The organism is Chryseobacterium paridis (assembly GCF_016595215.1).
Classification (GTDB): domain Bacteria; phylum Bacteroidota; class Bacteroidia; order Flavobacteriales; family Weeksellaceae; genus Chryseobacterium; species Chryseobacterium paridis.
Window position 1 is genome coordinate 379,599 of sequence record NZ_JAENHK010000010.1, and the last position, 13,085, is coordinate 392,683.

The 13,085-nt window shown below is 33.7% G+C and carries 9 protein-coding genes; 5 read left to right on the forward strand and 4 right to left on the reverse strand.

The features are described 5' to 3' along the window. The first annotated feature begins 73 nt into the window (after nucleotides 1-73). The 4 genes from rsmG to JHL15_RS11205 all read left to right on the forward strand — a co-directional run bounded on the left by rsmG (nucleotide 74) and on the right by JHL15_RS11205 (nucleotide 4,405). Nucleotides 74-709: a 16S rRNA (guanine(527)-N(7))-methyltransferase RsmG gene (gene rsmG, locus JHL15_RS11190; protein ID WP_200245784.1), complete on the forward strand. Its 636-nt coding sequence runs from the start codon at nucleotides 74-76 to the stop codon at nucleotides 707-709. Nucleotides 710-771: 62 nt separating this feature from the next. Continuing rightward, nucleotides 772-1,176 carry a hypothetical protein gene (locus JHL15_RS11195; protein WP_200245785.1) on the forward strand — a complete coding sequence of 135 codons (405 nt, stop codon included), beginning with the start codon at nucleotides 772-774 and terminating at the stop codon, nucleotides 1,174-1,176. Continuing rightward, nucleotides 1,176-1,709, forward strand: coding sequence for a DUF922 domain-containing protein (locus tag JHL15_RS11200; RefSeq protein WP_200245786.1), 534 nt, complete (start codon nucleotides 1,176-1,178; stop codon nucleotides 1,707-1,709). Before JHL15_RS11195 ends, JHL15_RS11200 begins: the two co-directional genes overlap by 1 nt. Next, nucleotides 1,706-4,405, forward strand: a complete 2,700-nt coding sequence (locus JHL15_RS11205; RefSeq protein ID WP_200245787.1) for a PD-(D/E)XK nuclease family protein — start codon at nucleotides 1,706-1,708, stop codon at nucleotides 4,403-4,405. Before JHL15_RS11200 ends, JHL15_RS11205 begins: the two co-directional genes overlap by 4 nt. A 133-nt stretch (nucleotides 4,406-4,538) precedes the next feature. Here the strand turns inward: JHL15_RS11205 and JHL15_RS11210 are convergent, their stop codons facing one another. From JHL15_RS11210 to JHL15_RS11225, 4 genes are all read right to left on the reverse strand, one after another. Next, nucleotides 4,539-6,488 (reverse strand): T9SS type A sorting domain-containing protein, encoded by a 1,950-nt coding sequence (locus tag JHL15_RS11210; protein WP_200245789.1) that lies wholly within the window; start codon nucleotides 6,486-6,488, stop codon nucleotides 4,539-4,541. A 156-nt stretch (nucleotides 6,489-6,644) separates the two neighbouring features. Continuing rightward, the gene (locus JHL15_RS11215; RefSeq protein WP_200245791.1) at nucleotides 6,645-7,823 is read right to left on the reverse strand and encodes an acyl-CoA dehydrogenase family protein; all 1,179 of its coding nucleotides are present in this window, start codon (nucleotides 7,821-7,823) and stop codon (nucleotides 6,645-6,647) included. A gap of 158 nt (nucleotides 7,824-7,981) precedes the next feature. After that, nucleotides 7,982-8,776 carry an NUDIX hydrolase gene (locus JHL15_RS11220; RefSeq protein ID WP_200245793.1) on the reverse strand — a complete coding sequence of 265 codons (795 nt, stop codon included), beginning with the start codon at nucleotides 8,774-8,776 and terminating at the stop codon, nucleotides 7,982-7,984. A gap of 22 nt (nucleotides 8,777-8,798) precedes the next feature. Continuing rightward, nucleotides 8,799-9,989, reverse strand: coding sequence for an MFS transporter (locus JHL15_RS11225; RefSeq protein ID WP_200245795.1), 1,191 nt, complete (start codon nucleotides 9,987-9,989; stop codon nucleotides 8,799-8,801). Between the two features lie 177 nt (nucleotides 9,990-10,166). Here JHL15_RS11225 and JHL15_RS11230 point away from each other — a divergent pair, with 177 nt between their 5' ends. Next, the gene (locus JHL15_RS11230; protein WP_200245796.1) at nucleotides 10,167-13,076 is read left to right on the forward strand and encodes a SusC/RagA family TonB-linked outer membrane protein; all 2,910 of its coding nucleotides are present in this window, start codon (nucleotides 10,167-10,169) and stop codon (nucleotides 13,074-13,076) included. The last annotated feature ends 9 nt before the right edge of the window (nucleotides 13,077-13,085 follow it).

Here is a 13,085-nt window from a genome sequence, read left to right on the forward strand (position 1 = left end):
AATCGTAATAATCGACCTTAAATTTGAATAAAGTATGAAATAAAACTTATTTTTGCTTTTTATAATAATTTACATGCCTACATCGTTACTATTAAAATACTTTCCGGATCTTACAGAGAATCAGATACAACAATTCATTCAGCTGGAAAAGCTCTATATGGAGTGGAATGAAAAGATCAACGTAATCTCCAGAAAAGATATGGAATCTTTATACGAAAAACACATTCTTCACTCACTAGGAATTGCCAAGGTGATGGAATTTGCTCCCGGAACAAAGATTTTAGATATTGGAACAGGAGGAGGTTTTCCAGGTATCCCTTTAGCTATTTTATTTCCAGAGTCACAATTCACTTTAATTGATTCCATCGGAAAAAAGATTAGTGTTGTAAATGCCGTAGCAGAAGGAGTAGGACTGAAAAATGTAACGGCTATTCATGGAAGAGCCGAGAAATTAAAAGAAAAGTTTCATTTCGTAGTAAGCAGGGCAGTTACCCAAATGCCGGAATTTTTAAAATGGCTAAAAGGTAAATTCGAAAAGGAACAGTTTAATACCAAACATAATGGGATTTTATATTTAAAAGGCGGGGATCTGGCGGAAGAACTTGCTGGTATTAAATGTGAAATTTATAATCTTAAAAATTATTTCGACGGAGAATTTTTTGATACTAAAAAAGTGGTTTATGTGTCAAAAGGCAATTTTAATTCTTAATTTATTATAATTAGGGAATAATTTTTGCTGATAATTTGTTAATAATTAAAATATATTGTGCTATGAAAAGACTTTTAAATATTGGGTTTTCTGCAATAATTTTAGGTGTAATGATTACTTCCTGTAATGATGATGATTATGAATCCATACAATCTATTGATAAAGTAAAAATAGATAGTGTAAAGATCACAAAAGATACCATGAACGTTTTTGATATACAACGTATTAGAACTTATTCTTCTTATGTTTCTCAATGTGAAGGATTTTATGGTTATGATTATATCCACAACGATAATTTAACGAGAATGGTGACTGCTTACAAATTTCGTACAGATGCCCAATGCTCACAATCTACCCATCAGGGTATGAACCAGATCAATTTTAATCCACAACAGACAGGAACATATACCTTTAAATTCTGGACAGGAACTAATACCTGGATTACCAAAACAATTGTTGTACAATAATGAAATGGAGTATTGTTTGTTTATTGATATCAGCTCAGCTATGGAGCCAGAAGATTATATGGGATGATCAAAGGAAGCTAGAGTGGTCCAATTTTCAGAGTAAGGTCAATGCAATGAAAAATCCTGATGTCGTTGCTTATACGCACTGTGGATGGGAGTATTCCACTGTTGTTTCAAGCGACCCGTCTGTTCCTGTTAAAATTATGATCAATACCATTTTTAGAGAAGATAAATCGTGGAAAGATGTTAAAAGGATAAACGATTATGCCTTGCTCCACGAACAAAAACACTTTGATATCGCTGAAATATTTGCAAGAAAGCTTCGAAAAGAAGTTTCAGAAAATATTAAAACGTCCAGTGATTATCAAAAGAAATTCAAAGATATTTATAGCAAGATTTCCAATGAATACAAAGCCTTCCAAACGGCTTACGACAAGGATACACAAAATGGGATGAACAAAGAAAAGCAAGCACAATATAATACGATCATAGCCGAAGCATTAGAAAACTTAAATAGCTACAAAAAGTCTTGAAGTTTCTCAATAAAATTATTCACGAACTCTTAGTCCAAAATACAGATCTTTCTGTATTTAATATTGTGATTCCCGGAAAACGTCCCATTGTTTTTATCAGGCAAATTCTTGAGGAAAGTAATTATTCGGGATTTCTACCCAACTTTTTCACTATCGAAGAACTTATTGATACTATTGCGGATAAACAACCTATCCAGGGGATTTCCTTATGGCTTTTTGCGTTTGATGTTTATAAGAGTTTAAATCTCATTCCTAATGATAGTTTTTCTGATTTTTTAAAATGGTTTCCTACTTTACAGAAAGATTGGGATGATATTTTGAAATTTTCAGAAAGTGATGAAGCGGTATTGCAATACATGTTCGATGAGGAGCGGATCAAAGATTGGGCTCAGAATTTAGGAGAAGATGACGATGTTCCCAGAAAAAAGTTTTTGAACTTTTGGAGAAACATGAATGTTTTTCTTCCGGTTTTAAAGAAAAAGTTGCAGGAAAAAAATTGGGCAACCTCAGGAATGATCCATGAAACAGCAAAAGCAAAAATCAATGACTTTGCAAAAAATACTTCAGAACAATTTGTTTTTTGTGGGTTCAATGCTTTTACACCTGTAGAGGAAAAGTTGGTGAGAAGCTTATTGCAATGGGATAAAGGGCAGTGTTTTTTTCAGGCTGATCACTATTATTTTGATGATGAAAGGCAAGAGGCTGGCAAATTTCTTCGGAATCATAAATTGTGGAAGGAATTTAATGATAATCGGGCTTTCCAATGGATTGAAGATGATTTCAATCAACCTAAAAATATAAAAGTATATGAAGTTTCAGGTAATGTGACACAAACCAAAATTTTACCTGAAATTTTTAATGAAATAGATAATAAAACCTATTCCAATACAGCACTTGTTCTGTTAGATGAAAACCTTCTTCCTGCGAGCCTTGATGTTATGCATGGGATTGATAATCTGAACATTACCATGGGTTTTCCATTGAAGAATTTATCTTTTTCCAATGCTATAAAACAGCTCTTTTATCTGCAGAAGCAATTAGAGAAAAACAAATCTTCATATTATTATCGCGATCTGTTTCCTATTCTGGAAGAGCTTCCTAAATCCGTTGAAGATGAGAAGGTTATCAATCAATTTAAATTCAGAATAGAAGAAAGGAATATTGTTTATATATCTCAAAAACTATTACACGAACTTTTAAGTGAGCTGTCTTATTTTCATTTACTCCAGAAAGCTGATTCTACAGGTGTCTATCTGGATATGCTTATCACATTTTGCCAGCAGATCAAATGGTTAGAGATAGATGATATTCAATATGAAAATGTCTCCCATTTTGAGAATGCATTCAGAATAATTAAAAACCAGGTGACTCCCTATGATTTTGAAATCAAAATGGAGACATTGGAAATTCTGATCAATCAGCATATTAATTCCGAAAGTATCGATTTTCAGGGTGAACCTTTAAGAGGATTGCAGATCATGGGGCTTTTGGAAACCAGGCTTTTGAATTTTGAAAATGTGATTCTTCTTTCTGTAAATGAGGGCAAACTTCCTTTAGGAAACTCTCAGAATACTTATATTCCTTTTGACATAAGAAAATTCTTTGATCTTCATACTTTTTTGGAAAACGATAGCATCTATGCGTATCATTTTTATCGTCTGATCCAGGATGCTAAAAATGTACATTTGTTGTTTAATGCATTAAGTTCAGGAGTGAATAGTGGAGAGAAGAGTAGGTTTATTACTCAGATCGAAATGGAGAGTTCCCATCATATTGAGCACCTCATTATCGAGAATTCTTCGGAGCCAATTACCACTGAACCTATTGAAGTTTCAAAAACTGATATTGTACTTGAGAGGCTTGAAAAATGGAAAGAAAAAGTTTCAGCTTCTCACCTTACAAGTTATCTCTATAATCCAATAGATTTTTACTTATCAAAGATTTTAAATACTTCCGAAACAGATGAAATTGAAGAAGAATTATCTGTAAAGAATTATGGAAATTTAGTACATTACTCACTTCAAGAAGTATATGAAGTACTTAAAGGTAAAATATTAAAAGAAAATGATTTACTAGATTTAATTAAAGCGATAGATAAATATATAGATATTGCTATTGAGAAGCTAAAACATCAGCCTGAATTTTACGAAAAGGGTATGAATTTTATTCATAAAGCCATCGCAAAAAAGGTAATTGAAAACATCTTAAATCACGATCTTAGCCTGGTGAAGAGTGGAAATAAATTAGAGATTATCGCTATCGAAAGAAGGTTTGAAAATGTAGATTTTTATTTGGATGAAAATACAAAAGACAAGATTTCTTTCTTCGGTTTCATTGATCGAATAGACAAGTTAAACGGTACAATAAGGATTATCGATTACAAGACCGCAAAAATAAAAAATCTCATTGTTAAAATTGATTCAGACAATGTGGATGGGTATTTTCATAATAGTGACAGGAAGCAAGCACTTCAACTTTGTATTTATCAATATGTGATTCAAAGTCTTCCTGAGTTTTGGGGCTTTCCCGTAGAAACAGGAATCTGGAGTTTTGCTGAAGCCAAAAAAGGAGTGGTTTCTCTCCAATTTGAAAAGGGGAGTATAGATGAAGCTATGAAGTCAGTTCGAAGCCTTATTCTGGAAATTCTTAATCCAGAAGTCAGCTTTATAGAGAATATCAATTCGTTTACCAATTAATGGGCTTAACCGGTAAGCTGAATGAGGCTCTCGAAGTTAGCTTATTACATAAATTTTCAAACTTCATAAAAAAGCTACCTTACAGTAAGGTAGCTCTAAAATCAATATAATTTGATACGAAGAAAAATTAATGCTATAATTTTATTTTTTTACTGATTGTTTTTCCATTGTTAAGAATTACTTGAATTACATAAACTCCTGATTCTAAAGGTTTAGACTCAAAATTTAAAGTATTGATCTCTTGATTCTGTATAAGCGTTCCCGAAATAGAGTAAATACTGATGTGCTTAATGCTGTTCTTGGCTCGAACCAGAATCTGATTATTTCTGGAAAATACATCCACATTATTTTCTAAACTGCTCGTATTCCCAAAACTTTTGTTGAATTGAAGATTATAAAACTCAGTGATAATTTCAAATGTATAGTTTTGATGATCAATGTTGTTTAGATCAATTCCACCATCATCTATATATTCTCTTTGAGAAATCGTTTTAACAAGATTCTTATTTTCATCAAATATATTGATGGTTTGTAATTCCTCCTGATTGATCTTTAAACTTAAAATATTATTATTTTCAGAACTTACAATCTCATTTTCAGCAATGGATATTGGTGTGTTCTTAATATAAGGAATCTGCTTATTTTCGTTGTTTTGCTGTACTTTCAATAAATAAATACCATCTTTTAAAGAACTAAGATTATTACTGGCAACTGATCTGTTTGTTGTATTGTCTTTATTGAAATCCTTTATTTCAATCACCTCCATAGAACCCAGATTTGGTTTTATTTGTGATGAAAATAATGGAGCAAGCTTAGGCTGATCATTGGTGGTCTGTTTAGATGTTAGGATAGCCCATTCATTGAGTATACCACCCTTTCGGAGTGTATTAAATTTAGCATTAGAGGCTAAAACAAAAGGTACTATTCCTCCAATATGCCCTAAAGGACCCCAATAAAATGATTGAAGCTTATACTTATCCAGATCCCACCATGAATAATATCCTCTTTGTACGTCTATCGTTTTAGAAGTATTTTCAGGTGGAATTGCAAGGTCTACTGTGGAATGCCCTAATGTCATTGGTGTCTTATTGTACCAGTTATAGACGTCATTTGATTTTAGGCAAAGCCTGAGTTTATTATTGTTGTTATTGGTGACATCGTTGATAAAGTTATTTGTAAGTAGCTTTCTCCAAAGTAATGGTCCCCACAGCAATCCGCCATTATCTTGTAACACATGATAATCGTATTTGTCAAGATACTCTGCTGATATAACTTCTGAAATATTATTGTTGTAGGTCTTGTAACCCGTATTGTTGCAGGTATTGATAACATTGGCAAGAAAAGAAGTGAAAGGATATACATCTTTTTCTAAAACCCCTTTTTGAAGTGTTACTCCGGAAAAGTCATAAGGACCATCACCCATATAAGCATATTTGAATTTCAATTGGGTAGGATTAGAAGTATTTAGCTTCATCAAGGTAGACATTGCTGCATGAGCCCCCTGGGAATAGCCTGTCAGAAAATATTCATCATATCTTTTTATCCCTAACTGTGCTAAAACTTTATTAGCAGCAGTTACAAAATCGATTGTTGCGCTGGATTCCGTAGGGTAGTGTACGTAAGGATGAACCCCATCACCACTGCCCATTCCAACATAATCAGGTGCCATCAGGATATAACCATTCAATGCGTAAGACAATTCTACAACAAATCCGGCATACAGTACTCCCTTTAAATTAGAAGGAACATTACTTCTGCTGTCGGTTGTTCCATGGTCTGAAACAACAGTAGATAATTTGTAATTTACATTAGGATACATGATCAGCCCGGTTGCTTTAACCAGTGTATTGTTTTCATTTTTAGTATAATAGGTTATTTTGTATGCTTTTAATCCAACATTAAAACCATTAAGGTAACTAACAAAGTCAGGTGCGTTTTGCTCACCTAGATTATTGGCGATAAAATTAATAACTCCCTGAGGTGTCAAATCCAGTTTCTGCTCGAAATTTACAACATCCCCAGCCTGTTGAGAGAAGTAAAAAGGAGCAGAAAGACCAAGTAATAAAAGAGTAATTTTTCTCATAATGATAATTTTTGGTGAGGTTAATATAGAATTTTTTAAAATTAAATTCACTCTATTGAGATATTAATAGTTATTCATTGAATAGTAGTATTTATTAGAATAAAAAAACGTCTGGTCAACTGACCAGACGTTCTGTATTTTTATGTTTTTAATTCTTTAGAAAGCGTTAATACCTGTAATATCCATTCCGGTAATTAATAAGTGAACATCATGTGTTCCTTCATAGGTAATTACAGACTCTAAATTAGCAGCATGTCTCATCATTGGGAATTCACCCATGATTCCCATCCCACCCAGTATCTGACGGGATTCTCTTGCAATATCAATAGCCATTTTCACATTGTTTCTTTTAGCCATTGAAATCTGTGCAGGGCTCGCCTTATGATCGTTTTTAAGATTTCCTAACTGTAAACAAAGCAATTGAGCCTTTGTAATTTCAGTTAAGAATTCTGCTAATTTTTTCTGTTGTAATTGATAAGATCCGATCGGGTTTCCGAATTGTCTTCTCTCTTTAGAATACTGAACTGCTGTACAATAGCAATCGATAGCAGCTCCGATAACTCCCCAGGAAATTCCATATCGCGCAGAGTTAAGGCAAGAAAGAGGTCCTTTTAACCCAGTAACTCCCGGAAGAAGATTTTCCTTTGGAACCTTTACATCATTAAATACCAATTCTCCCGTTTTAGAAGCTCTTAAACTCCATTTGTTATGAGTCTCAGGAGTTGTAAAGCCCTCCATTCCTCTCTCAACAATTAGTCCCTGGATTTTCCCTTCTTCATTTTTAGCCCAAACCACTGCAATATCGCATAAAGGAGAATTAGTAATCCACATTTTTGCTCCATTTAACAGGTAATGGTCTCCCATATCCTTAAAATAAGTCTCCATAGATCCTGGATCAGAGCCATGATTAGGCTCTGTCAATCCGAAAGATCCAATCATTTCTCCCGAAGCTAATTGTGGAAGATATTTTCTTTTTTGTTCCTCAGAACCAAATTCGTTGATTGGGAACATTACTAATGAGCTTTGTACAGATGCTGCAGAACGAACTGCAGAATCTCCTCTTTCCAATTCCTGCATAATAAGACCATAAGAGATCTGATCCAATCCGGAACCTCCATATTCTACCGGAATGTATGGACCAAGCGCTCCGATTTTCCCTAATTCTTTCATTAAACCAGGTAAATCTGTATGATTTTGAGCAGCGTGATCTATCTGAGGCATTACAAAACTTTCTACCCAATCTCTTACGGATTGGCGAATTAGTTTGTGTTCTTCGGTAAGTAAGGCATCAATTCCGTAATAGTCAGGAATACTTGTAAGAGGATAATATGACATTTTTTAAATTTTCTTAAAAATAGCATTTTTCGTGATTTCAGAAAAATTTTTTTTGACTGCCTTTTGAAATAATATTTTTTTTCATTTGTATTAGTAAAATAAAGAATTAAGCCCTCTTTTTTTAGAGGGAATGTGATACCTTTTAATGAAATGTAAACTTAGAATTCTTCCTCTTCTTCGTTGGAAATAGGATAGTGATTGACAGAATTATGGACTTTATTCTTGAATTTATACAAGTAGGGTGCTTTGTTGGCTGACCCATCATATAATTTTTCAAGTCTTTCCAGAATATTAAGGCTTAATATTTTCCGCTGAAAATTATTTCTTCTGAATTTCTGTCCTAAGATTGTTTCATACAAAGACTGCAAATCTTTCATGGTAAATTTTACGGGCAGAAGATTGCTTGCTGCAACTTCCGTATTGATATTCATTCTGAGGTATTCCAGCCCTGTTTCTATTATTTTATCATGGTCAAAAGCCATTTTAGGCAGATTGTCAACTTCAAACCATTCACAGGTTTCATTGAAAGCATCTGGGAAAGTATTGGCGAGTGAGAAATCGATAAGGCTACAATATCCTACCGTAATGAACCTCTGAAATATCCAGTGATTTTTAGGAACTTCTATACCTTTGTTTTTAAGAAGGATTTGGTGGACATTATTTTCAGTACGGTCTATTCTTCCGAATGTATGAAATTGTTTCAGGAAAATATCTTTAAGGTGTGTTCTTTCATAAAGTACACGTTCGGCAGCTTCTCTAAGGTCTTCGTCATTAAAAACAAATCCCCCGGGAAGTGACCAAAGATCCAGATCGTGATACTTTAGGAGTAAAACTTTCAGAATATTATTGTGAAAACCAAATATGGTGCAGTCCACTGAAATATGGGCTACAAAGTCTTTGGTGTCTATAAGTTCCTTAAGCGTTTCTTTATTTTTTGAATCCTTGATTTCCATGGGAGTAAAAATAAAATTATTTTTAATATGTTTTTTTAATAAGTCTAAAATAAATTAAACTTATTGAAAAAAGGACACTTACAATAAATAGTATGTATAATGGGTAATAGCTTAGTAATTGATTTTCAAATAATAGTGAAATAACAATAGAACTTACTGAACTTCCCAATGATGAAAAAATAACGATGAGTGAAGTAAACAAATTTGTTTTTTCCTTATCTATTTTTACAATCATTTTAGAATTGATCACCGGATAAAGAGGAGATAGAAAAAGACCAATGATGGGAAATAAAAATAAAATAGCTTTTGAGTCTTCTGAATCGAAATACTGTATTCCCAATATCACCGATAATACAAGTAGAATACTTGATAAGCAGTAAACATAATACCTTGAAAGCGGGAATCTGTGAATGATATTGGCAGTCACTGTTCTTCCTAAATAGGAAAAAAGAGCTAAAAAAGATGATGCCTGCAAGGCAAAGAAGGAATTGACCTTCAGGTGATTTTTATAAAATGAAGGTAACCACGAATTAAAACTCTGCTCAACAAATACAATAGAGAAAACGACAGCCAAAAAAACAAAAATGGAAGGATTGATAAATCCGGAGAGATCTGAAAAAAGATCTTTCATATCAGCTGATTTTTTGGGCTCAGCAATTTCCAATCTTGAAAATAAATAAATGGTAATGGCTGAAAGTAATGATATGGCAATAAATCCAAACTTCCAATATTCTGAGTATTGACTGGAAATCAACCAGCCAAAACCTGTATTCACTACAAAAATCCCGATCATAAAAGAAGCTTCTACATTACTCATCGTTTTCGTCAGGGATTTTTCATCATAGATATTGTTTCTGATAATTCCGAAAACACAGATTTTCCCTATGGCAAAACAGGTGCCTATAATAGCAAACCAAAGTTTATAAAACCAAAATACTTTTGCAAAAGGAAGGACGGATGAACAAACTCCCACAATGATTAATGAAAAAATTAATGCTTTTTTAGTTCCAATTTTACTAATAAAATTAACTGCGAAAAGAGAAATAAAAGCAATCGGTAAATCTTTAAAAGATTCTAAAAGTCCTAATTTTTCATAGGTGATTTTCGCTTCCGAAAGTTGCAATATGATAATGCCCATGCAGTTTAAGACCATTGAGAAAATTAAGAAGGTCAGTTTTAGCGGAAGTGAAATATTCGGAAGCTTGCTCGTCATTTTGGGGATGAATTTTATTAAATTTTTAAGAGTTTTTATGAAATTTTAGTCAAAAAAAAGGGCTTTCAACCCCCAAAAATAAAAGAAATATTAAAATATTTATTAATATAATGTTAACTATTTAAAAAAAAATATATTTTTATTGTCTCAAAATGAGAATTAAAAAACTAACTGTATATGAATATTAGAATATCAAGAGGTTTGGGAGTAGTTGCTGTACTTTATTTTACAGCGAACTTCAGTGCCCAAAAAACAGCCAATGATACGCTCCCGAAAGAACAAAAAATTGAGGAAGTAGTTATGATTGGTTACGGTACTCAAAAAAAGAGTAATGTGACTGGAGCAATATCAAGTATTAAAGCTTCAGATATTGATGACGTTCCAGCAGGAAGACCTGAGCAAGTTCTACAAGGTAGGGCAGCTGGGGTTTCTGTAATTTCAAACTCTGGTCAGCCAGGATCTACAGCTACTGTAAGGGTGCGTGGTATTACCAGCTTTGGAGCTGGAAGTAACGACCCATTATGGGTTGTAGATGGTATTGTTGTTGATAACATCGCTTGGTTAAATCAATCTGATATTGAGGGAATGGAAATTCTTAAAGATGGTGCTTCTGCAGCTATTTATGGGGTTTCTGCGGCAAAAGGGGTTGTCTTGATTACGACAAAGAAGGGAGTGAAAGGGCGATTAAATCTTTCCTATAATGGATTCTTTGGTGTTGGAAGTGCTGCAAAAAAGCTTGATCTTTTGAATGCATCACAATATGGGATGATCATGAACGAAGCTAATATGAATGATGGAAAGACTCCTGAATTTTCAAACCCGTCAGCTCTGGGAAATGGAACAGATTGGCAAAAACAAATTTTTAATACAGCACAGCGATCATCACATGAATTTAGCATTAGCGGAGGAAGTGACAAATCTACTTTCTATACCTCTTTTGGTTACTACGATCAACAAGGTATTGTATTAAGAGATATTTCTAATTACAAAAGAATTAACGGAAGAATCAACTCAACACATAAAGTATTTGATTTTTTAACGATAGGACAAACTTTTGCTTATACCCATACTAAATCACAGGGGATTAATGCAAATGGAGAGTTTGGTGGTCCATTAAGCTCAGCAATCAATCTTGATCCAACTACACCTGCAATAGTTACGAATGGTGTTGCTAATCAGCCTTTTCCAAGTGATTATATAAATAACCCTAATCACATCAAAGACCCTAATGGAAATCCTTATGGAATATCACATTACGTCAGTAAAGAGATGTCCAATCCATTAGCGTTTCAGCAAACACAGTTGGGAAAATACAGTTGGACAGATGATTTGGTAGCGAATGTATTTGCTGACTTAAAATTAACTAAACATGTAAGTTTTAAATCAAGTGTTAATGGGAAACTTTCTTATTGGGGAAATCAGGCCTTTAATCCGGTATCTTATCTAAGCTCTGCTGTAAAGAACGATTTTAACAGCTTATTTAGAGAAATCCAGAAGAAGTTTGAATGGAGTACTGAAAATACAGTTACTTACCAGAACAAGTTTGGCCAACATAATTTAAATGTTTTGTTAGGACAAGGATATTACGAATACAATATTTCTTCCGGACAAAATACAACCTATAAAAACTTACCTACTAACGATTGGCGTGAAGCTTCTTTCAACTTTGAAATTCCGCAGTCAGATAGATCTACAAATGCATGGGATGGAAAAGAAACCCATAAGACGTCCTATTTTGCAAGAGTCGTTTATGATTATGCAAACAGATACCTTTTCACAGGAACAATTCGTAGAGATGGATCTTCAAAATTTGCAAGAGCTTATCATTGGGGGAACTTTCCAGCAATGTCTTTGGGATGGAATGTGTCTAATGAGGAATTCTGGCCTGAAAACAACATTATCAACAGCTTTAAGCTAAGAGGTGGATATGGGGTGTTAGGAAATGATGCTATTGATGACTTTCAGTATGCCAACTTCCTGATTCCAGGAAGTAACTATACATTTGGAGATGATGTCATTCATATTGGATATGCACCAAGTACATTGGAAAATCCTAATTTGAAGTGGGAAAAAACATCTCAGCTCAACATTGCTGCCGATTTAAAAATCTTTAAGAATTTTGATTTGTCGGTAGATGTCTACAGAAAAAAGAGTACAGATATTTTGAGAAAGATTGATCTTCCTGGTTATTTAGGTCTCATCAATAATCCTTGGAGAAATATTGGAGATATGAATAATGACGGGGTAGAGGTTAGTTTAGGATACAAAAAGAACTGGGGAGACTTCGGTTTTTCAGCAAATGGAAACTTTGCTTATCTGAAAAATGAAATTACCAGATTAGAAGGTGACAAACCTTATGTGAATTTTGCTTCATTCCAGTCTATGGGAGCAGTTTCCAGATTACAGGTTGGGTCATCATATGGTTCTTTCTATGGATATCAAAACTTAGGTGTTTTCCAGAACCAGGCTGAAATCGATGCTTACAGAAATGCAAACGGAGGATTGATCCAAGCGAATGCTAAACCAGGAGATTTTAAACGCCTGGATGCAAATGGAGATGGAAAAATTGATGAGAATGATTATGTAAATCTTGGTAACTCAGTACCTAAGTATACGTTTGGTCTTACTTTGAATATGAACTACAAGAACTTTGACTTGATGGTATTTGCTCAAGGGCAGGCAGGAAATAAAATATTCCAGGGCTTGAGAAGATTGGATATTCAGGAAGCTAATTATCAAACTACTATTTTAGGTCGTTGGACAGGTGAAGGAACATCCAATACAATGGCAAGAGTTACTAAAGATGACCCAAATCAGAATTATACAAGAATGTCTGATTACTATTTACAAAAAGGAGATTATTTACGTTTGAAATTGGTACAGGTAGGTTACACCCTTCCTAAAAATCTCTCTGAAAGTATTGGAGCAAGTAAAGTAAGATTCTATATCACTGCCGAGAATTTGGTAACGTTTACCAAATACACTGGTTACGATCCGGAAATCGCAGGCGGTGATACATTTGGAATCGATAGAGCGTATTATCCTCAGGCAAGAACCTTTCTTTTCGGAGCTAATGTTCAATTTTAATTTAAAGAA